Here is a 24,717-nt window from a genome sequence, read left to right on the forward strand (position 1 = left end):
GATGGGTGGTAAATACGCTTGAGAGCGAACCGAGCCTCGGCGTATCGACAGCTTGAGGAATTTTATGAGGGTGAGAAAGAGAGCCCACGGGTAGTTGTCTAGTTGATTCCAGAATGGATACACTAGATACCGAAGTTAGTGACTGTCATTATTTATACTTCTTTTTAACTTAGTTTCGAGTTGATTGTAGAGAGCCGTCGTCTCTTACGCCAATTGTGCGTAGTTAGTCGAAGGTAAGAGAATAGCAGCGTTTTCGTGCGTCGGTAAATAGGAAACGTGAGTCGACGAGATCGTGTTCTTCGAGTCGAGTAAGTGCGTAGCGAACTGTGCGTGCTGGGAGCAAGGTTTCATCGGCGAGTTCAGCTTGCGTGAGCCCATCTCTGTTGTATTCGAGTACTTTCGCAACCAGCTTTGCACTTGGTGGAAGCTCGGAAAGCAAGTCAGTTGGTGGCTTTGTATTTCGTTCGTCTGTGCTCTCTGGAGCTGGGGCGCGTTGTTGCATTGATCACCAAATGTAACTAGTAACTCAAAACACCGTTGATATGGCAAAGACATCTGTCAAGTTGAAAGGGCACGCCACGGATATCGTTCCGGTTGAGTGTGAATCCGAATGCGAGGGATGGGATTCGAACCCATGGACGCCTACGCGAGCGGGTCTTAAGCCCACCGCCGTTGGCCTAACTTGGCAACCCTCGCACGCCTGTCGATTACTTCGTTCAGAATAAGTGGTTTTCTACTTGTAGGAGAGCGCTAAGAGATGGTTTTGTGCCGAGAACAATATCAACCGAATCTCGTCTAGGTGGAATAGCGAAAAAATCCAAGCACTAGTGAGGCAGAGGTTATCACAATTGAAACACAGTCGAAGATGGAGGAGGCCGTATGGTTTCGGAATATCCTCGCTCATCACTACACTGATGTCAACCACGAAATCGTCTTTGCTGTCCTTACTAATGACCCCTAGTGGTTCGAGCGGTTTCAACAGGAACTGGCGTAGTGGACCCCGCAACACAATAGCACACAACCAACCAAATACCTCCTTATCTGTCGGTCGGAACGTGTATCGATACTCGTCCCATCTCCTCTCAATCTGATTGCTGTGGCTCATTACAAGCAGACACGACTACCGGAGGACCATTCGGTAACCTGGGGTCTTTCCTAAATATTCCAATATAGAAAAGATCAGTAAAAATTGGTGTGAGTATTGGTTGAGCCGGCCTCCCATCACCGAGACAAAAGTTGATGTTCAGTTACGGTCTGTTTGGAGAGGATAGTACGTCGCTCTCCAGAATTTTCTTTGCGGGACGAGTCTCAAAACGTCCGGAAGAACCGGTCGTCAGTAGCCTGATCTGATCGTTTCTGATTGGAGTTTTCGATAGCTCAGAATCCACCAACGCTCACTGGTAAAAGGCAAGGAAAGCCAATGCGGGGCTCTCACGCTTAGCCAGATGCGTCAGCGTCGCATGATGGTACCAGCAAGTCGCTTTGGCCAGTTGTGAGAGCGCGGTTAGATCATCAGACGGTGAAATAAAATGCCTTTCGGAGACACAAATATAGATTGTAGTAACCCACATACGGAATCGATGGACACTACGAAACATGTTCCGAGAACTGCTCAGTTTTGAACCGCAACATGAATAGCTACAATTCATAAGTTATGGGTTGGTTCTTTATATTTTATACTACAATAACCAAGAACTTCAATAGTAGCTATACAGAACTCTTATGTATCTGGATCCATTATTCTAATATAGAGTATGGCAGGGTATTATGACGTTATTCTTGGCTTGATTCCACTCACATTGATCGGTATCACCGGTGTAGTCAGTGTTGCTGGACTTTCGCTGACAACAGCTGTACTAGTCGGTGCAACCGTGTCTATCCTTCTTATCGGTCATGCACTATTTATAAACGGACCTGTTACTCCTGAATCAAAATCAGCTACTCCTCTCCGGACTAATTCGGCTGACTAAATTCCCTCCCGTACAGTCTGGTTTTCGAGATGGGCATTCGAGTATACTATTCTTACCGCATGTCACATTTTTATTTGATTTAGCTAACTTCAGGCGCTAAGCCCCCTTTCTCAGCGAGCGCCGACCACCGACGGAAGCGTCGGGACTTCCTTCAAAGGTTGTCGAACTACTATGCCCGCGAGTACGACTTCGTGGCGGTCGAAGATTTGAACATCGTGGGAATGATGCAGTTCGATTCAAATTCACGCAACCGAGCATCCGCCGCGTGGGGCACTTTTCTCCGGATGCTCGAATACAAGTGTGAACGGAAAGGAACGCACTACGTTCCAGTAAACCCTCGAGGGACGACCAAAGAGTGTGCGACGTGCGGTGTGTCGTCGGACAAACCGCTATGGGTGCGCGAACACTCATGCCCGTCCTGTGGATTCACGGCGGATAGGGACTGGAACGCGGCGTATAACGTCCTTATACGAGGGTTGAAGAACTCAGATGTAAGAGCGGGATGCTCCGAATCAATGCTTGTGGAGACTGCGCTCCCTACGGGAGCTGCTGTCGTTCCTGCAAAGCGCGTCCTCGAAGCAGGAAGCCCCGTCCTCAACGCGCAGAGCGCGTAGGGCGGGGTAGTTTTCACTTCTTTCCGGGAGACGCATCGAGTGCATCATCAAGACCACTTTCCAGTGACTTGCGGATAGATTGGCTAGGTCCCGAGTCAGCAAGCGCAGCTTCGAATCGCTGTTGATATTGATGATCAACGGCAGCAGCGGCCTGTTCAGAATCGAGGATCCTGTGATATCTTCTAACTGTACTCTCGCTCACATTGAGTGTTTCAGCAATCATCTCGGTTGAGCTCTCATTCTCACGGAGATCTCGAAGCTGGTCTAGATCAAAAGGGGAATCAAAATCTGTCTCGCGTAGTAAGTGAAGATGAATTCGTGCACGTGTGACGGTTTTGTCTCGGCTCGCATTCCCCAGTTCACGTGCAATCGCTGTATCAGTATATTCGTCGTAGAATAGTTGGACAAGCGTTACTAGTTCTTCTAATTCGAGTGAAGTTCGAAATTCATATTCCTGCTTTATCTCCTGAATGATGGTTCGCAGTGACTCATTGGGTCCAGAATTGTCTCCAAGCGTTCCGGGAGCCTCTTTTTGATCCTCGGTAAATGTAGGATTGTCAGCGATATCCAGAAATATCTCGCGGAGTTGCTCAGTTTTATCCTGTGTAAAATCTGTTTTAGCCATTTCAGGCTAGAAAACTAGTCACTGTATCCATATCAAACTGTCGAACATGATCTCCAAAGAAGTATTCGTAGTAGAAATTAGTCCTCATTATTGATATCCTCCTTGCGCTCAAGCGCGAAGATTCCCCCGAGTTAGGATATTACGTTTCACAGTCAAACAACCGGTTCTCGTGAAACGAAACAGCCCCCATGGCGGTCGAATAAGCGAACCGCTGTATCACAAAGAGGCGTTTCACGCGTGGATTGTTGCTGTAAACAACACCGAAGTGCGGACACATGCTCACTACGTGCTGAACTCACACGGAACTACGGTTGATGTCAACCACTGGAAACAGGTAGATCTGAATCTCAAATGACGAGACAACGTCTGAGATCATTTGGGTCTGCTCACCACCAGTAAATGGATTTCGAACAGAGTGTGATTTCTCCGCACTGCCAATTCCAATGATCTTCTCATCAACGTCCGCCGCTATTTGCTCGAGAAGAGAGAGATGTCCAGTATGAAATGGTTGGACCGACCAATCAGCAGTCCCCGCATTATTCAGTTGTTCGAATCAAGGGATAAATAGACTCTGTTACGGGCGATTGTTTGACTTAGCAGCCATCTTAGATAGATTCACAACTAGAAGAATAATATAGGAACACTCAGCCACGTGAAGAGAGGTTATTCAACCAATTGTTTATCTTAGTTCTCCGCTTCAATTTCGAACTGTTCGTGCTCACTAGCGGCATTCAGGACCACGCTAGTATTGCTTTCATTAATGTCTGCATCACTAAGCAGCGTTTTGATCTGTTGATTCATGTCATCGGTATCTGTGTACTTTCCGACCGCGATAATGTCATGGTCGCCAGTGACTTCGTACACGCTGATCATTTGTGGTTGTTCTTGGAGTCGTGCAGTGACGTCCGGCAATGCCGTTCCTTCTACTTTGAGTTGGATGACAGCAGTTACATCATAGCCTAACGAATCATAATCAATCCGAGAAGTGTAACCGACAATGATACCTGCGTTTTGCAAATTTTCGAGATGATTTGAGACAGTAGTCACCGAAACATCCAATTCTTTGGCAATGCTACGGAGGCTAGCTCGACCGTCGTTCAACAAGACATTGATTAATTCTGTATCTAAATTTTCGTAGGTCATTACGCATATGATGTCTTTCCAGGACATTATTTCTTAGCCAGTGTCCAAATACTGCCGGTTAAAATACATCCCATCAATTGTCCTACTACACACCGAACAGTCTCCCTGTGTTTGTCGATGGGTTTAGTACTCATACGATCCATTTAGAAATTAACTTGCACAAATCAACAAGTCCCGTGTCGCGTGGATATACAATGACAATGTCGTCGGCAATACAGATCTAACGACTCACGATGCACTACAATTCATCCTGACTACCTTACTACAGTGCGTCCGCATAGGGAACGACAATCGTACGACTGGCCATGGCATCAGTATCCATCACCTAATCCTTGTGAATTGATATAATGCTTATGTCGTTGCATTATATGGCATAAAGCATGGAAATTCCCGATACGTTACTCTGCTTGTTCAGCGAATCCATCGAAGAACAGCAAGGATCCTATACAATAACTGTCCCTAAGCAAGAGGTGACAGACGGAGATATTCACGAAAATGGCTCGTATCGAGTCGCACTAATTGGCTCTCGAGAGACACGTACAGATAGCTCAGACGGATCTGACGAGTGGCTTGAACCACCCGTCGAGGAGGGAGATCGACGGAATGTTGAAATCGACGATATTGGGAACCAAGGCGATGGAATCGCCAGTGTTGAACGTGGCTACATTGTGATCGTCCCCGATACAGATCCCCAAGAGCAAGTAACGGTTGAAATTACGTCTGTGACTTCCAGATTTGCGTTTGCCGAGGTTGTCGACCGCGAGATAGATGAAGAATAGTCACTGGACGACTTACTCACGGGAATCTAAGTCGTTGAACTCGGCTGCAGTGATCATCTCAAGAAATTCAACACAGATATACCGATACTGGATGCTGTTTGTAAATCCACGGCTGATGTATGGCTTTTCTTACCTACAAATTTATAATAATAATCCAAAGAGTGTGGGTTGTTAATTTGTTCAGGTAAATAGCGGGAAGACCATGTCCGCTACTCTCCGGCGCGTTTGACGAGGCGCTTCAGGTTGAGGTGGCCAGCACCGTGGTAGGTCTCCCCACCGGGCGCGCTATTCGCAGTTTCCTGAATGAGTGATTCGACCTCTTCGACACTAGCGTTGGGCCGAAGCGAGCGAACAAGTGCAACCGCACCTGCGATTTGGGGAGCGGCCATCGAAGTACCTGCCTTCCAGCCGTAGCCAGGGACGGTATTACCGCTCTCGTCGGTCTCGTAAATGGTGGAGTAGACAAGGTCATTTTCCGAACCGGGAACTTCGTTATCGAGTGCCTCGAGGTCGGCATTACCGCCGGCAGCGCTGACATCGACTGCACCGCCGTAGTTAGTGTAGAAGGCTGGCTCGGTCGTTGGCTCTTCCAGTCGATTGCCTGTGAGCCACTTTTCTTCATTGTCACTGTGCTTGTTCCCCCAGCCAACACCGATAGGGCCGGTTGCAGCGACGCCGAAGACGCCCTCAGCCTCTGTTGGGATGCTGAGGGTGTTTTCGGGACTCATGTCGAGCGAGTCATTACCTGCGGAGTTTACGATGACCGTTCCTTGTGAGCGGACGTACTCCGCGACTTGTTCTGCGATGCGGAGTTCTTCCGTCAAGAATGGATACTGGTCGACGTATACATATGGCGCGGGGAAGCCGACGCTGTAGTTGATAGCATCACAGCCCGCTTCGGCGGCTTTCACCCACCCGGCGTAGCCGTCACCTTGTTTCCCTTCCTCGCCAGAGAACATCCGGTAGGAAACAATTTCAGTGTTGGGAGCTGTCCCGAGAACACCGCCGCCGGGACCGTCGTTGCTATTGGTTGCGGCGATGATGCCAGCCACATGTGTTCCATGGCTGCCCGCGCCGTTGGGGCGCCAATCGTACTCATCTTCTGAGACGTTCTCAGAGAGCTCATCATTGACGACGTCCGCGAGATCAGGGTGACCGTCATAGACGCCGGTATCGACGACGGCGACTCGGGTACCTGCACCAGTCGTCACGTCGTGGATAGTCTTGCCGTTGCCGGGTTTGTCCGTCAAGTCGTTGTTGATGTTCTGTACACGTTTGTCCCACTGATACTCGCTGTTTGAGGCTGAGCCGTCGTGATTGTGGTTCGAACCCTTGCCGCTGATCGCTGGTCCGTCCCGCGATCGGACAGCACCGATGCGGTCATCCCCTCGGTTGATAACACGATCGGCGACCGTTGTGCCATTCACGCGCTCTTGGTCGCCGCGTGCAACAAGTACATCCGCCTGCGAGAGGTCATGGATGATCTCGATGTCGTCGGGGATTTCTGAGCGATCGACATCACGGAGGTTGATAAAGAATCGCGAGTCTGAGGTGGTTGATGTCGCAGTACTGACGCCGAATGTCGCCGCTCCAAGTGTTGTACCAGTTAATTGGAGAAATGTCCGCCGGTTATGTTGTGGCATGACATATTCATTTATGAATTTCTTATTATTAAATATTTCTATTTATCTAATAAATTTGATTGTTAATAAGTGTGATTTGGTTCTTACGCGCCTTATTTGAGGTCAAGATTAGCTGTTCAGCAACGTTTCTCAAGACGTAACGTGGAGGAGCAACAAAAGACGAAAGCCGAACAGCTTCATGACAGAAACAGTTAGAATTGTCCGTTAGAGGGCAAGGGCTAATCAGCAATCTCGTTTGATTGTGTAATTATTGACTGGGAACGTGTGAGAATGGATCTCCGGGAGGGAGGCTACGCTGGATTCGAGTTTGAGGGTGGGGAAACCGCTGTGCCGGGGTTATCCGGTGCAATAGCACCGCACAGAAAAGAAAACTAGTGGCAGTGCGATACTAGGGGACAGTACGCAGCGGAAGCGACTGACAACGATATTTCCACAGCGATGCATGAGTCGGATTTTCCGGCGGTAACCACTCGAACGAGATCCGGCATAGAGTGAAAAGCGACTTTACTGCGTCCGACCGCTATATCGATATCGCAGAATAGCGCAAGCGTATCGCACCAAGGAAGCAAAGGTGAGCGAGGCAGAGCTGCAGAATCTCACTTAGAATCTTCGCCTCGAGTCAGAGGAGATATCCGAGATATGTGAGTGCGTATTTCAAAATACAGCTACCGCGACATCACTGGGATTCACTTGGTATGGACCATTCGTAATTATCAAGTTGGGAAAGAGTCAGGGGGATGTCAGTCGATAGAGTCAGATAGTCGAAAATGCGGCCCAGGATAATCCAGAGCAGAAGTGTTACCGGTAGGCCGATTATAACCGGGAGAAGTACAGTACCAGGACTCCGCCCTCGTACGAGGACATCCTGGGAGACAGGCACGATCCACATCGCAACAAGTGCAATTGTAAACCAGTGTCGTTGGGAGAGTACAGTCATTCCCAGTCCCCCTCTGCAGAGGGTAATCGAGAGACGGCAATCGCAAGAAACAGAAACACCCAGAAGGAATGCGTTAACACAGCATTCGAAGGTGCAAGGGCATTCAGGGGAAAGACAAGCAGCATAGCAAACATCCCGATGAAGAGTGCGCTTCCAGAGTTGAGTGCGCGAATCCCTAACTCATAGCACGTAATGGCAAGCGTCGTGAGAAACGTCACAACGCCGACAATGCCGAATGCACTGGCGAAATACAGAAGCCAGTTATGCAACTCACCGGTTTGTCGGGTGGCAATCTCACCGCTTGCGACTGCGGCTTGCGTATTTCCGACTCCGACGCCCACACCATACGAATCCACAAAGAGACTGGCACCAGCACGAGCGAGCTGCCAGCGTTTCCAGAGCGAAAGGGTTGACTCTGAAAAAGGATTCGGCAGGACGACCAATAGGAGAATGATTGCAAATCCGGCGAAAACACTCCCGACAACGACGTTTCGTTTTAGACGTTGCGACCATTCGACTCGGTCGATGGTTCGGCGAAGCACGACCAGACAGACCACGAGACATACGGTGAGTAGCATCGAGACGAGCGCCAGCCGAGAGCGGTTTGCCCAGGCAACGACCACCGAAAGGAAGACAAGACCGATACATCCGGCCCGAGCGATTGTGGGATAATTCCGATCGGGAACAATGCCATATGCAGTGAGTGGCCCAACTGCAAACGCCAAGAAATATGAGAGGTTGTTTTGGTTATTAAACCACGCAGAGGCTGCATCAGACCCGAGGCGAGCATGGCGGGGCAGAACCTCCTTAACAAAGAGCCGACTTGTGTGTAGGTGTGAATCAGTAAAGATTTCCCAAAAGGCGATGAGTTGGGCGCTCGCCACAAGTGCGAATATGACGACGAGATATCGCTTGACAGCAGCTTGCGAATCTGCAGTGAGACAAAGCATTGTTCCGACGAACAGTGCCGTGAGAAGGGTGATGAGTTCGAATAGCGCGCGTGAAAGTCCAGATACAAAGACGAGACTAAGTGTTGCATACCCGCCTAATCCGATCAACAACCACACTGGAATTGGAATGGTCATGATGAGAGGTTGTACTCGGTTATGAGTATAGAGATAACGAGCGAGTAAAAGGCCGTAAATCGGGGCATAGAGCCGGAATACGGAGACGGAGATTCCGCTAATTGTGACGATGGTGAGAAGTGGTCCGAGGATAGCCGTGACCATAAGGAGGGCTGTTGCGGCGGTGAGTTTTGTGGTGATTTGGCTATCCCACAGGTAGCGTGCGGGCAAGGTTTGGCTTTCGAAGTGCCCAGACTTCATGCGTCACACGCCTCAATACGATCTAACAAACCGGCGATCGCCTCATTTGAGTTATCAAAGCTGTGAGCTACGCGGTAAATATACAATCGCCGTATGATATCTGGTCCCAATTGGAGACGCGATGAGTTTTGTCGTTCGATCATAATTGTACCATTGATACTTCTATTGTGTGTGTACTTTAGATATTAATATAAAGCTAATGCCAGTGATCACGTGAGTTTCGAGGACAAATTTCGAATACCATCAGTCCAGACAAGTCTCATAATTAGCAAGTCAGAACCTCTACGCCCCCAGGCGTACAAAATGATCGACGTTCCGCGTCACTACAAACTCATCAACACTTTCCAGTCGCCGTTCGCGGAATTAAGGGAACAGGATGGGTGTATTTCCTCGCAAGTGGAATGATGGCCTATATTATTGATAGTCTCGGGGTTGTCCTCCTTGTCGCCTCCATGGTTGCAACACAGGTTGTTGGCAAAATCGCGCGAACCGCTCCCTATCGGTATGACCTTGACTCACCGATAACTAAATCAGGTCCCAGCCATGTCTCCAAAGGAAAGTTCACTGGTCACGGACTGAGTCTGGGAATCTTCGTCCAATTCAAAGTGGAGATACTGCATTCGAACCTGACTCCGGAAAACTTCCAATTCAAAAATTGACGGTATGGGTAACTAAATTGGTCACCATCTACCTTTTGCCCAAGGTAGTGGGGAGAAGTTAGCCAGAGTATTTGAAAATTATGACCTAGTGTACATTAGACAATCATACATAAAAACTGACTGTTTATAGATCCTAATGGTTGTGTACATAATATACAATACCATGGAGGAATTTAAAGAGCTAGTTTATAAGTGTACGACCATTATATGAATATATCCAGTTAGATTATAGAATTGTGATAGAATTAGAAATCTATTCCCATGCCAGTATATAATAGGAGTAAATTGTTAGAGGTAAAGCTCACGATCTGATCGTCAAGGTAGATCTCGGAGGGGAAATAATGGAACAGAGTTTAACGTCAAACATATCATCTGTCATCATAACTTGCTCTAAAAATCGGGAGCAGTCATTCACAAACATACAATATAGAACCATTGTGGAAATGTTATTTTCTACCGTCAATAATATAATATTACGAGGATCGTTTGCAACGGGTAGCTACAAAATGGGTTTCTGGTTCTGTTAATTCTTATTGTTTCGTCGTAGGACCCAAGATCAATCCCCTAAGAGTAGAAAGAACTTATATACTATCACACGGTGTTCATTGACATGGACTATATTTCTTCCAAAAGCGCAAAAAGGTGGGAACGGTGACCGCTTACACTACCTCGGAGGAGCATCTCCCAGAGGATCCTAATGGGGAGGTGACTTTACAAGTCACAGATGGGGACACGAAAGAGATATTCACAACACGAGCGTATATTTCACAAGATCCAGAGGAACTCGCCGATCCAGAGTCACTTACAATCGTTCGAGGTCCACATGAGAGTGTCGAAGAGGAGTGGTTCATCGAGATTATAGAAACAGAGATCAATGAGATTGAAATCGACCAAGAAGTATTGAGCGAGTGCATTAAGCAAAGTAAAGAGAATTCAAATGTTGTTAACGCCCGATCGGATGAAGTTCGAGCGCTATTACTGTATTTAGTCGAAACGAATAGATACGGCTCCGTCTCAGAGGCTGTTCGGGGTTTGTTAGAAGATCACCTCGCTGATCACTATCCGGATCTCGTGAACGAATACGTCGACATCCGGACAGAGCTTGAGCGAGAAGAGCTGTCCTCTCAATTAGGTGGCAACCGAAACAAATGAGCGCAGAAAGTTTTCGCGATTATCTTTCGCTTCTCGATGCCGCAAACAAGACAACACGGATCTCTCAGCCGGTGTCTTGGAATCTTGAGGCAAGTGCCCTCACGATGAAGGCAGATCTCACTGATGCCGAGATTCCGATTTTCGAGAATGTCGGAGGTCAAGGATCTGCCGATGCACGACTCGTTGGCGACCCCTATCGTGGTCCAAGAGGCCGTCCATGGGATCGAATGGCTATAGCACTTGACGTCCCAACGGGATTAACCGGTGATCAGTACTACAAGGCGATTATCGATCGGCTACAATCACCGATTCCACCCACGACTGTTGATAGCGGATCAGCCCCTTGCAAGGAAGTTGTACGGACAGGCTCTGAAATCGACCTATTTGATTTTCCGTGGCCATATATTCATGAAGGTGATGGAGGACGATATTCGAATCTACATACCGCAATTACAACCGACCCTGATTCGGAATGGACAGACTGGTCGTACCACCGTGCGATGATCCATTCTCAAAAGAAAGCGAGCATTCTCCTTCTTGCTGGTGAACAGACGCCAAATCTCTACTATTACAAATACGAACGACGCAACGAACCCATGCCGATCGCAATTGCGCTCGGATCAGAACCGGCAGTATATTTTTCGTCGGTGATGTGGATTCCAACCGGTCGTGATGAGGCAGACTTTGCAGGAGCATTAAAACAAGAACCAATTGAACTCGTCAAGTGTGAAACCAACGATCTTTTGGTTCCTGCCAGTGCAGAATTCATCATCGAGGGAACGGTATTGCCTGACGAACGATTAGACGAGGGCCCGTTTGGAGATTATTTTGGATATATGAATGGCCCTAGGCGATCAATGCCCGCATTAGAGGTCGATGCTATTACACACCGTAAGCGACCGTATATCCCGTTTTGCGTAGAAGGGGCCGGTGTCGGCCACACACACAACTCAAGCTCGACTATGGAAGTGGGTTGTGTTGGGCCCGATGCAACGCTTGGGCTTCGAGCTGCGGGATTTAATGTGGAAAAATGTGTTCCTTGGCGGTTCACTCCACGGACGGCGTACACAGTTTCTACTGAAAATCCACGACCAGGCTATCTCCATGAACTCGCGAATTTTATTTTCACGACCTGGGGAATGCTCCATATCGATTTCTTTGTCTTCGTTGATTCAGATATCGATCCATTGGACCAGCGTGCTGTTCTCGAAGCGATTACTATCAACGCAGACCCAAATCAAGACTTCCATCAATTCGGTGTAGAAACGATGCCGAAAGTACCACTCAACATCTACCAAACCCCTGAAGAAAAAGGAAACGTTGAAACGGGGACTTCAAAGACAAAGACAGCAAAGGCATACATCGATGCCACAAGCGATTCTTCTCAAGTAAAGTCCGGATATCTCGACGATGATGAGATCATAGATGAAGCACGAAAAACCCTAGAGGAGGCGGGGTTAGCGTTCAAAGCAGTATCTTCTCCGGAGACCTCACGATGACTGTTCGAAACCTCATTTCGATGCTTGAGTCACAGGATGATCTCCTCCACATAGAACAGTCTGTTCACTGGGCTAATGAAGCACCGGCAATTGGAGCACAAGCAGCGAAGGAAAACGGATCAGCAATCCTTTTCGAAAATGTTCCAGGAAAGACACGGTTGGTGAGTGGGGCGTACGGTGGACCGGATCGAATGCTCCCGAGGAATCGAACCCCATGGTCACGACTTGCGATGGGAGTGGGGTTGGATAGTGACATACCATACGATCAGTTCGCTCATTGGTTTACGAAGCCATCAACCAGAGATTCATTGCCTGATTCTGTGTCTCTTGAGGCGAATCCAGTTGGAGTCGACATGTACTCACTTGGATTGCCAGCCCTTTCGGGCGAAGCACCAACAATCACCCTTGGACTGTGTGCGGGACCTATCGACGATAAAACGGTGTGGGCGCCAATCCACGCGCGTGTAGAGGACCATGATAGCCTCATCGCCTCAATTCCTGCAGCACTCGGAAAACAATTGACTCATGGTACCGAAATCACTATTGCGATTGGAGTACCCACCGCATGCCTCATCGCTGCGAAATTATCGTGGATTGGTGAGACAAACACAGGAAATGCCCTCTCAATGGCACGAACGTATAGCGATATAGCATTCGCCGATGAACAAGGTGGTCTCATTCCGGCAAGTTCCGAGGGTGTCATTAGTGGAACGGTAGGTGAGAGATCCGACTATCAACCACGGCACAGAGAAGGATGGGAGAAAGCGACCGAAACTACGACCCTGAAAATTCACGTCACCGATCTAGCGCTACGTGAGGAAGCAATACTCCCCTTTTCACCACTTGGAGCCCCTCTTGCAGACGATATTCATTTGGCAAGCATCGTAGAGTCGGTTCGGTTGCTACGGCGATTGAATAACTATTGGGGAGTGAGTCCCGTCAAATGGATCCACCTTCCAGCGGAAACCCACCTCGGGATGTGTCTCGTGGCGACAGAGATCCTCTATGCAGGATTCGAGTGGCAACTCGCGAATACCCTCTTTGCGTTTTCACAGTTGTTCGACAAAGTACTCATCCTCGACGAAGATACACCACCTGGAAACTTGGCGAGAGCATTCGACGATATGTGGATCAAAGCACATCCATCCCATGATTGGCATTTCAGCGAACCACAGGCACCTGCTGCAACAGCAACTGCCTACCGGCGCGATGGGAGGACTGGATCAAGGTTATTTATCGACGCAACATGGGATCCCCGATGGGATGACGAGTTCATCGCACCGCGAGTAGATTTCGAATCTTCGTATCCAGAAGACATTAGAGCGTTCGTGCTCGACAATTGGGATGAGATGGGATTTTCAACGGATCCAGGAGGGCAGTGACAGATGGAACGAATCGGTGTCGGCAAGGGAAGCCCCGAGGGAACGAACAGCGCATATGTCTTCCCAGAACGGAAAGTGGTGATAGACCCAGGGCCACCAGGTAAAGACTCGTGGCAACAACTGAAAGATGGCATTTCTGCTGCGGGTTTGCAACCGGCAGACGTCTCAACAATATTTGTTACCCATTGGCATATTGATCACGCTGGACTCGCCCCTCGGCTAGCCAAGATAGCCGATGCTAACATTGCTATGCATAAAGCAGATGCACAACTCGTTGCGGAATATGGGGATGAACGAGAGCGCCGGGTTGAACGTGACATGCAGAATCTTGAGCAATGGGGAGTTCCAGAGAATATCATCCGGTCAGTACGGGACCAAGATACACCTTCACCTCTCCCAGACCGAATTCCAGTTCGAGAACTATCCGATGGAGACCAATTCAACGGGTTAGAGGTGATTCATACACCGGGTCATACTAGTGGACATGCATCAGTGACAGTTGATGGGCAGCTATTCGTTGGTGATGCTGTCCTCCCAACCTACACTCCGAACGTAGGTGGGAGCGATACACGAATCAAACAACCACTCCAAACATATTATCAGACACTCGACCGGCTCCAAACACGTGAAGAAATTGCGTATCCAGGCCACGGGAAAAATGTCTCTCTTGGGGATCGGATTGACGAAATATTTGCCCACCACAAGAAGCGCTCAGAGCAAGTTTTGGGACTTGTTCAGAAACAGGGACCGGTGACACCATGGGAAATCGCAACAATTCTCTTCGGGGATATGAGCGGAATTCACGTTAAGCTTGGCGCTGGAGAAGCAGCTGCCCATCTTACCGACCTCGCTGAGAAGGAAGATATCGAATTCGTTGCAGAGGATCCAGATACGTATTCCTCCAAGAAATAGAAAATTGCAGTCTATGATTCAACCGGGCTGAACTTAACACCGTATCGTGGAACACCTTCTTGTGTGTAGATCCGTCGAATTAGCGCCCGAACATCGTCACCGACAGCAACCGTCGTAGGATCAGTGTCTGTGAGCTGTGCTGGCAGTGTAATGCTATCATCTTTTGCGAAACCAACCTCAATAATTGCAACCCCGTACTCTCCATTTCGTCGCTGTTGTTCAGTGAACTCAGGTGGTGCCCCTCCTTGTCCAATGACCGTCACTGCTCGAATAGTACCTTGACGTGGGAGTTCGACCTGCTCGAATTCAACGCTACAGTGGCACTCTGGACAGGTTCCTTCCGGTGGAAACGCAAGCCCAGAACATTCCGGACATCGACCAGCTACAAGACGATACCGCTGGTCGAGCGTTCGTCGCCAAGAGGGTAGACTAACGTGAGCACCTCCGCCGGAGACATCAATAGTCCCAATGTAACCCCGGTTGCGGAGATACGTCGAGTAGGAGATCTCTTCGGTATGGGATTCTTGCATCCAGTTATTGTCGATAGCTCCGCAGAATAGCATTGCAGTGACGCCACCACCACTCCCAAAGAATATGGCGAGAGTTCTCTCATCACGATCAATTGCAGAGAAACTCTTAGTCAATGCGAGTGGTACACCGGCAGCACCAACATCGCCAAACTGGTCTGCAATAATACCTCTATTTACGGCTGTTTCATCGATCCGGGTACCACTTATGATCCGAGAGGGAAATCGAGCGTCAGGCTGATGAATCGCTGCTGCAGCGATGTCATCAACATCACGATCAAATTGCGAGATGGCTTCCGTGACACACCGTTTGATCTCACTGCGTTCATACGACGTTATCTCAAGCTCTTCGACTGATTCAGTACCTTGCTCCCGATATCGAATACCGGGAAGTTCATCGACAACAGTAGCTGTTTCGAGGTGCTCTACCTGTGCCGAATCAGTGATGAGAAATGCCGCAGCACCGGCTCCAAACGGATGATCTATGTCCGCTGGATCGCCTCGTGGTGCATCTGCTGCAATAACAAGCGCAACTCCATCGGTTTGGAGCGCTGTGGATAATGCTGGTGCTCCCGAACGAGTACTTTGGGTAAACGTTCGTGCCGAGATAGTCTCAGAAAGTCCCAGCATACGAACGAACCGTGGAATGAGTTCTTCCTCTTCAAGAGGAGGAGAAGTCGTCGCAAAATGAACAGATGAAACAGTATCGACATCAAACGAACTGTGATCAATCGCAGATTCAGCTGCGGCAACAGCCATCGTCAAAACGTCTTCGTCCGCTGTTGGTACACGCTTTGTCTTGATACCAGAACCATTGTATTGGCCCCACGAATCAGCGACTGTTTTGGAACTAATCTCGTAGCGAGGGAGATATCGGCCTACGGTTGCAATTCCCCTCATACTACGCCCTCCTGCATGCGTTCGAAGACATGGACGGTCGCACTTCCACCACTCCCTCCGACGTTATGGGCGAGCCCATAGCGTGGCTCTTCGACTTGTGTGTGTGCCTCACCGCGGAGCTGTTCGAAGATTTCTACGATCTGGCCAGTGCCAGTTGCACCGATGGGATGACCTTTCGATTTCAACCCGCCGCTTGTATTGACTGGCAGTCGCCCAGTGGGATGCGTTACTTCATCACGAAGAAGTTTCCCTCCCTCGCCACGGTCACAGAAGCCTAGATCTTCATATGCCATGATTTCTGCAATGGCAAAACAGTCGTGGACCTCTGCAAAATCGATGTCATCAGGACCAATTCCAGCATCATCATACGCGCGTTCTGCCGCACGTCTGCTCGCGGGAATGTCTGTGAATGTATCCCGTTGGAATAGGCCGACTCGATCGCTCGAAGCACCCATACCTGAAACACGAACTGAGATTTCATCGAGTTCGTTTGCCACCTTCTCGCTTGCAACCAGTACAGCACTTGCACCGTCCGTCGTTGGGCAGCAGTGATACAGATTGAGTGGATCAGCGACGGTCGGTGCTCCTATAGCGTCTTCCAGAGTACACTCGAAACCCAGTTGCGCATTTGGATTTGCTGCTCCATTCCGATGGTTCTTGACTGCAACGCGTGAGAGATCCTCAATAGTTGTTCCATACGCGGCCATGTGCGCACTTGCCATCTGTGCATAGACCCCAGCAAATGTCGTGCCAGAAAGCCGTTCCCACTCAGTCTCGCCACTCACCCCGAGCCACCATTTTGTATGGTCGGAGCTCATATCGGTCATGATCTCGTATCCACCGGCCAGTACGAGATCTGCGATACCGGCTCGAACAGCCGTTACGGCATTTCTGAATGCATAGCCGCTGGCAGCGCAAGCATTTTCGACACGGGTAGTTGGAATCCCATGAAGTCCGATATACTCAGTTACCGCTGGACCACTCAGACCAAGTTGACGTCCGCCAACTCCGAGCGTTCCGATAAACGCCTCATCAATACGATTTCGGTCGATACCAGTACCGACACTTGCAAGCGCACGATCAAATGCAGTTGCAAACAAGGATCGATAGCTCTCATTGGGGAAGGAGCCAAACGGTGATTGGCCAGCCCCGATAACATATGCCTCCGTCACACTCGTTGAAGGGGATGAAAGATAAAAAATATACTGGATAGCTGCCCTGTTTCAGTTGATCACTTAGGTTGATACTTAGATGGAAGCTCGTCGTACTAGCCAGCCGGGCAGAGGGTACGCTACTCGGAAGCGGTATCCATGATAGTGCTCGAATGGGTCTCGTTGTCAGCGAAGACCAGCGCCAAGAAATCCTTGGATATATCGAAACAGGAAAGGAGGAAGGAGCAACGCTTGTCACGGGCGGCGATGTTCCAGTCAAGAAAGAGTGGGACTTTTTCGTCGAGCCAACAGTGTTCATGACGTCACAAACGAGATGACCATCGCTCGTGAGAAGATTTTCGGCCCAATTCTCTCGGTAATACCGTTCGAAGATAGAAAAGAAGCGCCCGAGATTGCGAATGAGTCTCCATACGGACTTCTGGCCGGTATCTGGACGTCTGATTTGACCCGCGCTCATACAGTCGCAGAGTATCTTGAATAGAGGATGATAAGTGTCAATAAATAACCGGTGACGTTCCCACAGACTCCGTTCGGTGGATACAGAGAAAGTGACTATGTCGAAACATGGTCGTGAAGCAATCCACGAGTACACACAGATGAAAATGTCAACGTCAATTTTAGATAAGCTAGAATCTTACTTGAAATCGTATCTCGAAAGGTGAGGTTTTATTCGCTGTACCATACTATAGATACATATGGCTCTCATCGAGAGTGCGTTATCAACAGAGAACCGAGAGATACGTGACCGAGCAGCGGAGTTTGCAACGGACGTCGTTGCCCCACGCGCAGAAGAGATCGAGGTAACCGACGAGTTTCCACGAGACATAATGGAGGCCGCTGGAGACTACGATCTGCTTGGAATATTGTTACCGGAAGAATACGGTGGGTTGAACTCAGATTTCGTGTCGTATTGCCTTGCTGTTGAAGAGGTCGCCCAAGAGAGTGGTGCTGTAGCAGAAAGCATCCAGGGGCACACATTCGCGGCAGTCCCCATCGCGCAGTTTGGAACGGAACAACAATGCGACGAATATCTTCCATCGATGATTGAAGGCGACATGATGGGGGCAATGCTATTGACCGAGCCAGGAGCAGGAAGCTCTCCATCTGAACTCTCCACTACTGCGGAAACACACGCCGGAGATTATATCATTTCCGGTGAGAAGGCGTTCGGGACAAACGCAGGGGTTGCTGATCTTCATCTCGTCGTTGCTCGTGTCCAACCGTCCCCCGATGACTCACACGGTGTGAGCGTCTTTCTCGTCCCGGGGATCAACGAAACATCCGGGTTCACATTCGATCGAACAGAATTCATGGGGATGCGTGGTCACGTGACAGGTGACTCGACGCTTGAAGGCGTTGTAGTACCGGACAATGGACTCCTTGGCGAGATTGGGCAGGGCTTCCGCATTGCAATGGGAACAATAGATATGGCCCGAACAGGGCTCGGTGCCATTGGGACTGGAATTGCTACTGCAGCATTCGATCACGCAGTTGAATATGCTGGTGAGCGTGAACAGGGTGGTCAACCTGTCGGAACCTACCAGGCCGTTCAGGTTCTGATTGCCGAGATGGATGCTCAGCTCGATGGTGCTCGACACCTTGTGTATAATTCCGCTACAACGATCGCTCATGAATCGGGCGATACACGAGCGTCGAGTAAGGCAAAGTTCGTCGCTAGCGATGTCGCTGAGTTTGTCACGCGAAATGCCTTGCAGGTTCACGGCGGGAGAGGCTATAGAAAGGATCTCCCACTTGAGCGCTATTATCGCGATGCGAAGATCCTTAGCATCATCGGAGGAACGACGGAAATCCAAAAGACGACTGTCGCTAGTGCTGTGCTTGGGCTATAATTGGTGAGCTAAAGGGATTCCAGGATGATGGTCCCTTTCACTACTACAAAGGCTACGCCACTGAAGTCGGGTTCGCAACCATAATTTAGAGTTTTGGTACATAATTTTAGCGAGATTGATATACAATGTCGACTCAATGAATAATACGGTGACGTAGTGTCCGATGGCGAGAAAGAAAATAAATACCCCAGCATAAGTTAGCTCTCCACTATTCGCCAGTCGGAGAGCAGTTACTGAGCTACGACGTCTGGGAGCTTTGACGGTATTTGATTGATGGATGAGTACTGGGGTATTTGACTCGTGGGATCACTGACTTAGCGTTCGGATTCAACCTGGGAGAGTTTCTTAACTTCTTTGTCACCGAGTTCAGCACCAACGAAATCCGGATCACGTTTTTCGAGGAATGCGGCAATTCCTTCTTTTGCACCTGGAGTGTCAAAGAGTTGGTTCTGGAGTTCACGTTCGTGCGCTAGTGCGTCCCAGAGGGACAACTCCATACCTTCGTTGACAGCTAGCTTGTCGAATCCAACTGCCTTGTTCGGGAGTTGGGCGACCTCCTGTGCAAATTCGAGTGCTTCTTTTTCTGCGTCGCCTGCCGAGACCAATTCATCGAACAATCCGATGTCGTGGCCCTCTTCTGGATCGAGTGTTTCACCACTGATCATCATTTTCAACGCTTTCGAGCGACCAACATAACGGGGGAGGAGTTGTGTCCCTGCCTCTCCGGGGATAAGTCCGAGATCAACTTCGGGCACACCAATGTTGTACTCCTCATCGTTACCGATGTATCGCAAGTCGCATGCGAGTGCGAACTCGAGACCGCCACCCATACAGTGGCCATCGACGGCAGCGATGAACAGCGTGTCCGTCGTTCGCATCTTCATGATCGCCTCTTTGCTCGTCTGGCTCGCTTTTCCAATGTGATCGGCACTCTCGTCCTGGAGCACATTAATGTCAAACCCGGTCGAGAAGAACCGGTCGTTCCCGCTAGCAAGAACGGCAACACGAACCGTTTCGTCGAATCGAACGCTTTCAACAGCCGACTGCAACTCGATGATCATATCGAGGTCGTGTGCGTTCGCCGGCGGGCGGTCGATACGAAGGATGCCAACGTGGCCATCCATTTCTGTGCTAAAGTTCTCTAGCTCTAAGTCTTCGAATGACTCCATACAATTATACAGTAAACGCCCATCCACATATAGGTTTGGAAGGAAGATTGATGATAATTCTCAGTTCAAAAAAGCAGTATCGAGATGAGACAGCGATCAGGGCTCACTTGAGGGAAATCCAACCACAGTATTCGATCACCAACTCGGAATCTGTGTCGAAATTGATACCTCGGTAAACAATAACCCCAGGTCGATTGGTAGGGAGCATTGCCGACTATCGAATGTAGGGGGCGAATTCGAAGTGAAGGTGACAAAATGTCACGTGAGCACGTGAGATGGGACGTGGAGTGGTTGGGAGTGTCCGAATACCGTTGTGTTATCGATTCGTATCCGGGCGCTTGCCATCATACTTGAGCCGTTCAAACATGGTTTGACAGTTGTCACAGTAGTACTGGGCCTTCGAGATCTCGGACCCAAACGCGGACTCTTGCTTGACGTTGGTTGACATGCAGAAAGGGCAGGTCGGGGTGAACTCCTCCTGCGTCGTGGGGTCATTCATGGTACTCATTGCATGGCGAACTCCTTGTTATGTTCACCAGTGAGGGATTCGATAACAGACGAAGCGATCGTTTCACTTCCCACGCGTCGTCGAGTCGAGTTCCAATCATCTTGGGAAGGACCCGTACTGTCGATAGCTACAATCGACACTGCAGTATCGTTGAAAAGGTCTTCATAGTGTGAGAGGATGGCAGTCCGAAGTTCCATAGCAGACCGATCAACAAACCCATTCTGTACCAAGGGATCTTGCTCATCAGTATACGATTCCGGACCAATGAACGATAGGACTGCTGGGAGTGTTTGTTCCAGGGCTTCTTGAAGCTCATCGGGTTGGCTTTCTGCAAGCGTCGTTAGACGTGCATCGTGGTAGTCGAGATGGAAGTATTCGTCTTCTCCAATCTTTTTCACGAGCCCGTCGAAATCATCTACGGTGATTGATTCGAGCATATACCATGCTGCGCGATCAGTAGTTGCAACGGCCACGATATACTCAAGCCAAGTTTCGTTCGATGAATCCAACGGTGGTGGGTTCTGAAATTCCTCTGGTTCACGAGCTCCTTCGAGCCAATCAGAGTCTCGACCTTGCTGTTCAAGCAGACGCATCAGCTGTCGAATGTGCCCTGCTTCATCTTGGGCAGCACTGGCACCACCGATATTGTCCTCGAGAGACGGTCCCGCCAACATCCACTCGGCGTAGCGGTGGGACAACAAGAGCTTCGTATCGGTGATTGATTGAACATATTCCAGTGCTTCTGTAGACCATTCACTCATAACTCTCCCTCCGGGGTTGGTATATCATGCTCGCCAGTAACCTCCAAGAGGTTTTCTTCCGCGACGACTGCCATGTAGTTCCAGTCCTCTTCATTGAACGTTGTTCTCGCGTACGATTTTGCTAGACGGCTGTTATCCGCTTCAACCCTACCAACGTGATTAATCTCGTCTCCAGGTTTGATCTGTGCAAACACTTCGTATCTCATAGACTGATTCCGGCGTTCCGCATTTTTTCCTGGACTTCTGGTTCGAGCATGTCTTTCGACCACACGGGGTCCCAGACGATATCTATCGTAACGGATTCGACCCCTTCGACTGGACGAAGGATACTCTTGATATCGGTCTGAATGAACTCGTATGCCGGACAGCCCATACATGGGAACGTCATCTCGACTGTGACATCACCATCTGTTTCGTTGACTTCATAGATCATCCCCATTTCAACCAAACTAACCGGAATATGTGGGTCGGGAATCTCGTCAATCAACGTCCAGAGTTCCTGCTCGAAGGTCGATGTTTCCTCATCTGGCCCAAGCGTGAATTTGTCAGTATTCGTCGGTGCGGTGTTTATGCTCATGTGAGTGCCTCCAATTTCCCGGACTGGATCATGTTAACGTATTTTTCGTTTGCTGGCCCACGAGACCGCCAACGGTCGATGACATCAGACCACGAAATTGGTTCGTCGAACAGCCATTGTTTGTTTTCCTCGTCAAAGGCAACCGGAAAGTCATACTCAAGGACGTACTCGCCTGTTTCATCGTCATAATGCGCTGGAACTTCGAGATCGAGTTCATTGCACAACGGAACCGTTCGTTCCATCCATGCTTGGCGGAGTTCATCGTTGGTCAAGCCCTTGATTTGATAGTCGATTTGATCGCTATGCTTTTTCTTGTCGTCCGGGAGTCCAAACCATTCGATAGCGATCGGGAACATCCAGTCGACTGCTGACTGAAGTTTTTGTTTCGTCTTGTCGTTTTTCGTCGCAAGCCTGCGCATCCACGTTTCACCATGTCGGAGGTGGAATTGTTCTTCTTTGCTTACCTTGGTGAGGGCGCGCTTCCACGGTGCATACGAGGTATTTTCGTGGATATCGCCGAGGAGCACGATCCCTGCTCGGTCAAACATCCCGTGTGCGGACACTAGTTCTGCGAAGTTATCGATGTGTTGGTCGAAGCCGTACGTATTGCGAAACTCATGAGGTTCGCGTCCGTAGACGAGCTCTTCCCGGTTCATACCGAGATCCTCGAGTAATCGGTAGGCGATATGACCATGGCCAAGTTCGTCCTGAATCACACTCACACAGGAAGTTCGAGCATTCAAACTCGGTGCATTTAACGACTGCTCGTAATAGGCTGGGGCACTCATCAGTTCAGTGTCTCCGGACACTTTGAGGATCGTGATCAGCGCATCTCGATAGCCATCCGTCATTTCATCTGTCGATTCAATCATTCGCCCATTTTGCAGTTCTTCCTTGAACTGCCGTTCGCTAACCATCGTGATTACCTCGTATTCCCATTATTTACGGTAACATATAATACTTGCCATGCCATAGCATATTTCGACAAATTTCTGTTCGATAATACATTTTTGAAGGCATGAGATGCCGATCACAGTGGTATGAGTTTCCCGGTCAGCCACCGATTGTCACCATTGATATGTATGTTCACACAAATTCGTTCTGGTGGCTCGAAGACGGAATTCATTCACCAATGCCAACGCAAACGATCATCACGAGAATCCAGATATACGCGGCCTCGTGGGATAACGAGTTCTGTATGAACGCTGTGAACTAGCTAGCATCCCGATAATGATCCACACTGGAATTAGAACCAATATTCAGGCGATTCAAAACCTCGAGCTGCCACAACAACCGATCGATGTAACTCTTCGCGGCAATGCAGAGCAACAATAGGGCCGTGAATGATTCTGCCCTGTTCAGCATCGCCTTGCAATGTCCGTGGAGGAGTGTGGAACGCCTCATTTTACGTCTCGGATTGAGGGGGATAACTTATTTACCCCACGTATTCAATTTCATACTCATGGATGTAACAACCAGACATGCAGATGCTGAAGATGGTACTGCACTTCTTGACCTCTGGCACGGCTTTACCGACCATCTCTCAGAATACGATGATCGATATCGTCACAAGGAGAACGCAGACGAACGATGGCTCACCTATTTCGAGAATCAGTTAGTCGATTCGAAATACGGAACCGTCGTAGTTGCAGAATCTGACGGTGAGCTTGTTGGTGTCGTCGAAGCCAGGATCATGGGCAACCACCCCATCTTCCGTCTCGAAGATCATGGCTATGTTAACGGTCTCTATGTAATCGAACCTTATCGCAATGAGGGGGTTGCAAGATCAATGCTCGAGGCTGCGGTGGAGTGGTTTCGTGCCTCGCCTCGGCATGTGAACTTCTATCGGATCAATGCGATAGAGGGTGATGAGACAGCACAAGAAACGTACGAGGCGCTTGGGTTCACGCCCGTCGAACACGTCTATGAAAAGCAACTGGAGTAATCATGAAAGAGAAACATGAAGTAGAATTCATTAACGAAGAGACCACCATCGAGGTTTCCGAGAACCAATCAATTCTGGAGGCCGCAGAGGAATCTGGTCTCGATCTTCCCTATCAGTGCCGCATGGGCGTTTGTGGTGTCTGTTCTGGGCTCGTCATTCAAGGCGAAGTTGATCAGACTGAAGCAATGTTTCTCTCTGATTCGGAGCAAGATGAAGGATATGTGCTTACCTGCGTCGCTAAACCGCGTTCCGATGTGAAAATAAAGACGAATACCGGCCCATAGCTCCCTCTTACGTTGAAATTTTTGGTTTTCGGTATCATAGTGAAGAGGAGAGATTATGGAACCCATCTGTTTACAGGAAGTGTAAACACCAACTAACGGTGTGATACTCTGCTTAGGGGAAGAACCAAAGAGAGCCATCCATTACATAATTAGTGTTGTAATTCCCTCTCGACCCACCCATTACAAATCTAAAACTGTAATGGGGAATGGTGGTAGAACCATTACAAAGAGATGAGGGTGAAGAAGTAGCAAGCGTGAGTTCGGAGGAATATGAGAGCTTCCTTTATTGAAAACAATAGGCATAAACAGATGTGTAATCAAAAAGTGTAAACACCAATGAAACCCCTCAAAATCGGTGCTATCCAGGTGATTGAGAACAAACTA

The 24,717-nt window shown here is 49.1% G+C and carries 23 protein-coding genes, 1 tRNA gene and 4 pseudogenes; 13 read left to right on the plus strand and 15 right to left on the minus strand.

The genetic code is table 11. The annotated features are described in order from the left end of the window. Nucleotides 1-223 precede the first annotated feature (223 nt). Nucleotides 224-502 carry a MarR family transcriptional regulator gene (locus tag OOF89_RS19455; RefSeq protein WP_266081190.1) on the minus strand — a complete coding sequence of 93 codons (279 nt, stop codon included), beginning with the start codon at nt 500-502 and terminating at the stop codon, nt 224-226. Between the two features lie 109 nt (nt 503-611). Further along, nucleotides 612-696: transfer RNA gene (locus OOF89_RS19460), tRNA-Leu, on the minus strand. Nucleotides 697-838: 142 nt separating this feature from the next. Here OOF89_RS19460 and OOF89_RS19465 point away from each other — a divergent pair. From OOF89_RS19465 to OOF89_RS19475, 3 genes and pseudogenes are all read left to right on the plus strand, one after another. Then, nucleotides 839-961 (plus strand): annotated as a pseudogene (locus OOF89_RS19465) (HepT-like ribonuclease domain-containing protein); the annotation flags it as partial. A 793-nt stretch (nt 962-1,754) separates the two neighbouring features. Beyond that, on the plus strand, nt 1,755-1,970 hold the full coding sequence (locus OOF89_RS19470) for a hypothetical protein (RefSeq protein ID WP_266081192.1): 216 nt from the start codon (nt 1,755-1,757) through the stop codon (nt 1,968-1,970). A 119-nt stretch (nt 1,971-2,089) separates the two neighbouring features. Continuing rightward, nucleotides 2,090-2,584, plus strand: a pseudogene (locus OOF89_RS19475) (RNA-guided endonuclease InsQ/TnpB family protein); the annotation flags it as partial. A 13-nt stretch (nt 2,585-2,597) separates the two neighbouring features. On the opposite strand, the gene OOF89_RS19480 reads toward OOF89_RS19475, so the two are convergent. The 3 genes from OOF89_RS19480 to lrp form a co-directional block, all read right to left on the minus strand. Continuing rightward, the gene (locus OOF89_RS19480; RefSeq protein ID WP_266081193.1) at nt 2,598-3,209 is read right to left on the minus strand and encodes a response regulator receiver protein; all 612 of its coding nucleotides are present in this window, start codon (nt 3,207-3,209) and stop codon (nt 2,598-2,600) included. Nucleotides 3,210-3,504: 295 nt separating this feature from the next. Continuing rightward, on the minus strand, nt 3,505-3,753 hold the full coding sequence (locus OOF89_RS24655; RefSeq protein ID WP_407661659.1) for an adenylyltransferase/cytidyltransferase family protein: 249 nt from the start codon (nt 3,751-3,753) through the stop codon (nt 3,505-3,507). Between the two features lie 140 nt (nt 3,754-3,893). Then, on the minus strand, nt 3,894-4,352 hold the full coding sequence (gene lrp, locus OOF89_RS19485) for an HTH-type transcriptional regulator Lrp (protein WP_266081194.1): 459 nt from the start codon (nt 4,350-4,352) through the stop codon (nt 3,894-3,896). Between the two features lie 380 nt (nt 4,353-4,732). Here lrp and OOF89_RS19490 point away from each other — a divergent pair, with 380 nt between their 5' ends. Continuing rightward, complete coding sequence (locus tag OOF89_RS19490) at nt 4,733-5,131, plus strand: TRAM domain-containing protein (protein ID WP_266081196.1); 399 nt, start codon at nt 4,733-4,735, stop codon at nt 5,129-5,131. 209 nt (nt 5,132-5,340) lie between these two features. Here OOF89_RS19490 and OOF89_RS19495 read toward each other — a convergent pair whose 3' ends face one another. Both OOF89_RS19495 and OOF89_RS19500 read right to left on the minus strand, forming a co-directional pair. After that, nucleotides 5,341-6,774, minus strand: coding sequence for a S8 family peptidase (locus OOF89_RS19495; protein ID WP_266081198.1), 1,434 nt, complete (start codon nt 6,772-6,774; stop codon nt 5,341-5,343). 933 nt (nt 6,775-7,707) lie between these two features. Beyond that, nucleotides 7,708-9,036, minus strand: a complete 1,329-nt coding sequence (locus tag OOF89_RS19500; RefSeq protein ID WP_266081200.1) for a hypothetical protein — start codon at nt 9,034-9,036, stop codon at nt 7,708-7,710. Between the two features lie 1,310 nt (nt 9,037-10,346). Here OOF89_RS19500 and OOF89_RS19505 point away from each other — a divergent pair. From OOF89_RS19505 to OOF89_RS19520, 5 genes and pseudogenes are all read left to right on the plus strand, one after another. Then, complete coding sequence (locus OOF89_RS19505) at nt 10,347-10,847, plus strand: hypothetical protein (protein ID WP_266081201.1); 501 nt, start codon at nt 10,347-10,349, stop codon at nt 10,845-10,847. Beyond that, on the plus strand, nt 10,844-12,346 hold the full coding sequence (locus OOF89_RS19510) for a UbiD family decarboxylase (RefSeq protein WP_266081203.1): 1,503 nt from the start codon (nt 10,844-10,846) through the stop codon (nt 12,344-12,346). The genes OOF89_RS19505 and OOF89_RS19510 overlap by 4 nt, the downstream gene beginning before the upstream one ends. Before the next feature lie 20 nt (nt 12,347-12,366). Beyond that, nucleotides 12,367-12,606 (plus strand): annotated as a pseudogene (locus tag OOF89_RS24660) (3-octaprenyl-4-hydroxybenzoate carboxy-lyase); the annotation flags it as partial. A gap of 93 nt (nt 12,607-12,699) precedes the next feature. Then, nucleotides 12,700-13,728 carry a UbiD family decarboxylase gene (locus OOF89_RS19515; protein WP_328517197.1) on the plus strand — a complete coding sequence of 343 codons (1,029 nt, stop codon included), beginning with the start codon at nt 12,700-12,702 and terminating at the stop codon, nt 13,726-13,728. A 3-nt stretch (nt 13,729-13,731) separates the two neighbouring features. Beyond that, nucleotides 13,732-14,640: an MBL fold metallo-hydrolase gene (locus OOF89_RS19520; protein WP_266081205.1), complete on the plus strand. Its 909-nt coding sequence runs from the start codon at nt 13,732-13,734 to the stop codon at nt 14,638-14,640. An 11-nt stretch (nt 14,641-14,651) separates the two neighbouring features. On the opposite strand, the gene OOF89_RS19525 is transcribed toward OOF89_RS19520, so the two are convergent. Further along, nucleotides 14,652-16,067, minus strand: a complete 1,416-nt coding sequence (locus OOF89_RS19525; RefSeq protein ID WP_266081207.1) for a 3-hydroxy-3-methylglutaryl CoA synthase — start codon at nt 16,065-16,067, stop codon at nt 14,652-14,654. Further along, the gene (locus OOF89_RS19530; RefSeq protein ID WP_266081209.1) at nt 16,064-17,239 is read right to left on the minus strand and encodes a thiolase domain-containing protein; all 1,176 of its coding nucleotides are present in this window, start codon (nt 17,237-17,239) and stop codon (nt 16,064-16,066) included. The genes OOF89_RS19525 and OOF89_RS19530 overlap by 4 nt, the downstream gene beginning before the upstream one ends. Nucleotides 17,240-17,391: 152 nt before the next feature. Here OOF89_RS19530 and OOF89_RS24545 point away from each other — a divergent pair. Both OOF89_RS24545 and OOF89_RS19540 read left to right on the plus strand, forming a co-directional pair. Further along, nucleotides 17,392-17,720 (plus strand): annotated as a pseudogene (locus OOF89_RS24545) (aldehyde dehydrogenase family protein). 214 nt (nt 17,721-17,934) lie between these two features. Next, nucleotides 17,935-19,089 carry an acyl-CoA dehydrogenase family protein gene (locus OOF89_RS19540; protein ID WP_266081211.1) on the plus strand — a complete coding sequence of 385 codons (1,155 nt, stop codon included), beginning with the start codon at nt 17,935-17,937 and terminating at the stop codon, nt 19,087-19,089. Between the two features lie 314 nt (nt 19,090-19,403). Here OOF89_RS19540 and OOF89_RS19545 read toward each other — a convergent pair whose 3' ends face one another. From OOF89_RS19545 to OOF89_RS19565, 6 genes are all read right to left on the minus strand, one after another. Beyond that, entirely contained in the window at nt 19,404-20,258 is an 855-nt protein-coding gene (locus OOF89_RS19545; RefSeq protein ID WP_266081213.1) for an enoyl-CoA hydratase/isomerase family protein, read from the minus strand. A gap of 316 nt (nt 20,259-20,574) precedes the next feature. Beyond that, on the minus strand, nt 20,575-20,766 hold the full coding sequence (locus OOF89_RS24810; protein WP_456071291.1) for a PaaD-like zinc ribbon domain-containing protein: 192 nt from the start codon (nt 20,764-20,766) through the stop codon (nt 20,575-20,577). Further along, nucleotides 20,763-21,527, minus strand: a complete 765-nt coding sequence (locus OOF89_RS19550; RefSeq protein ID WP_266081214.1) for a Phenylacetic acid catabolic protein — start codon at nt 21,525-21,527, stop codon at nt 20,763-20,765. Before OOF89_RS19550 ends, OOF89_RS24810 begins: the two co-directional genes overlap by 4 nt. Then, on the minus strand, nt 21,524-21,733 hold the full coding sequence (locus tag OOF89_RS19555; protein WP_266081215.1) for a phenylacetic acid degradation PaaB family protein: 210 nt from the start codon (nt 21,731-21,733) through the stop codon (nt 21,524-21,526). Before OOF89_RS19555 ends, OOF89_RS19550 begins: the two co-directional genes overlap by 4 nt. Continuing rightward, nucleotides 21,730-22,104, minus strand: coding sequence for a metal-sulfur cluster assembly factor (locus OOF89_RS19560; RefSeq protein ID WP_266081216.1), 375 nt, complete (start codon nt 22,102-22,104; stop codon nt 21,730-21,732). Before OOF89_RS19560 ends, OOF89_RS19555 begins: the two co-directional genes overlap by 4 nt. Continuing rightward, a complete protein-coding gene (locus OOF89_RS19565; protein WP_266081217.1) occupies nt 22,101-23,021 on the minus strand; it encodes a Phenylacetic acid catabolic protein in 921 nt (306 codons plus the stop codon). Before OOF89_RS19565 ends, OOF89_RS19560 begins: the two co-directional genes overlap by 4 nt. Before the next feature lie 545 nt (nt 23,022-23,566). Between OOF89_RS19565 and OOF89_RS19570 the strand changes: the two genes are divergently transcribed. Both OOF89_RS19570 and OOF89_RS19575 read left to right on the plus strand, forming a co-directional pair. Then, nucleotides 23,567-24,049 (plus strand): GNAT family N-acetyltransferase, encoded by a 483-nt coding sequence (locus tag OOF89_RS19570; protein WP_266081831.1) that lies wholly within the window; start codon nt 23,567-23,569, stop codon nt 24,047-24,049. A gap of 2 nt (nt 24,050-24,051) precedes the next feature. Beyond that, nucleotides 24,052-24,333 (plus strand): 2Fe-2S iron-sulfur cluster-binding protein, encoded by a 282-nt coding sequence (locus tag OOF89_RS19575; protein ID WP_266081219.1) that lies wholly within the window; start codon nt 24,052-24,054, stop codon nt 24,331-24,333. Nucleotides 24,334-24,717 lie beyond the last annotated feature (384 nt).

The sequence above is a fragment of the Haladaptatus caseinilyticus genome (genome assembly GCF_026248685.1).
Taxonomy (GTDB): domain Archaea; phylum Halobacteriota; class Halobacteria; order Halobacteriales; family Haladaptataceae; genus Haladaptatus; species Haladaptatus caseinilyticus.

Excerpts from the sequence above, each read along its gene's own strand:
- OOF89_RS19490 (WP_266081196.1), top strand. The coding sequence starts at position 4,733 with ATGGAAATTCCCGATACGTTACTCTGCTTGTTCAGCGAATCCATCGAA.
- OOF89_RS19545 (WP_266081213.1), bottom strand. The coding sequence starts at position 20,258 with ATGGAGTCATTCGAAGACTTAGAGCTAGAGAACTTTAGCACAGAAATG.
- lrp (WP_266081194.1), bottom strand. The coding sequence starts at position 4,352 with ATGACCTACGAAAATTTAGATACAGAATTAATCAATGTCTTGTTGAAC.
- OOF89_RS19520 (WP_266081205.1), top strand. The coding sequence starts at position 13,732 with ATGGAACGAATCGGTGTCGGCAAGGGAAGCCCCGAGGGAACGAACAGC.
- OOF89_RS19575 (WP_266081219.1), top strand. The coding sequence starts at position 24,052 with ATGAAAGAGAAACATGAAGTAGAATTCATTAACGAAGAGACCACCATC.
- OOF89_RS19525 (WP_266081207.1), bottom strand. The coding sequence starts at position 16,067 with ATGAGGGGAATTGCAACCGTAGGCCGATATCTCCCTCGCTACGAGATT.
- OOF89_RS19550 (WP_266081214.1), bottom strand. The coding sequence starts at position 21,527 with ATGAGTGAATGGTCTACAGAAGCACTGGAATATGTTCAATCAATCACC.
- OOF89_RS19495 (WP_266081198.1), bottom strand. The coding sequence starts at position 6,774 with ATGCCACAACATAACCGGCGGACATTTCTCCAATTAACTGGTACAACA.
- OOF89_RS19560 (WP_266081216.1), bottom strand. The coding sequence starts at position 22,104 with ATGAGCATAAACACCGCACCGACGAATACTGACAAATTCACGCTTGGG.
- OOF89_RS19515 (WP_328517197.1), top strand. The coding sequence starts at position 12,700 with ATGTACTCACTTGGATTGCCAGCCCTTTCGGGCGAAGCACCAACAATC.
- OOF89_RS19455 (WP_266081190.1), bottom strand. The coding sequence starts at position 502 with ATGCAACAACGCGCCCCAGCTCCAGAGAGCACAGACGAACGAAATACA.
- OOF89_RS19510 (WP_266081203.1), top strand. The coding sequence starts at position 10,844 with ATGAGCGCAGAAAGTTTTCGCGATTATCTTTCGCTTCTCGATGCCGCA.
- OOF89_RS19480 (WP_266081193.1), bottom strand. The coding sequence starts at position 3,209 with ATGGCTAAAACAGATTTTACACAGGATAAAACTGAGCAACTCCGCGAG.
- OOF89_RS19570 (WP_266081831.1), top strand. The coding sequence starts at position 23,567 with ATGGATGTAACAACCAGACATGCAGATGCTGAAGATGGTACTGCACTT.
- OOF89_RS24810 (WP_456071291.1), bottom strand. The coding sequence starts at position 20,766 with ATGAGTACCATGAATGACCCCACGACGCAGGAGGAGTTCACCCCGACC.
- OOF89_RS19565 (WP_266081217.1), bottom strand. The coding sequence starts at position 23,021 with ATGGTTAGCGAACGGCAGTTCAAGGAAGAACTGCAAAATGGGCGAATG.
- OOF89_RS19540 (WP_266081211.1), top strand. The coding sequence starts at position 17,935 with ATGGCTCTCATCGAGAGTGCGTTATCAACAGAGAACCGAGAGATACGT.
- OOF89_RS19555 (WP_266081215.1), bottom strand. The coding sequence starts at position 21,733 with ATGAGATACGAAGTGTTTGCACAGATCAAACCTGGAGACGAGATTAAT.
- OOF89_RS19500 (WP_266081200.1), bottom strand. The coding sequence starts at position 9,036 with ATGAAGTCTGGGCACTTCGAAAGCCAAACCTTGCCCGCACGCTACCTG.
- OOF89_RS19470 (WP_266081192.1), top strand. The coding sequence starts at position 1,755 with ATGGCAGGGTATTATGACGTTATTCTTGGCTTGATTCCACTCACATTG.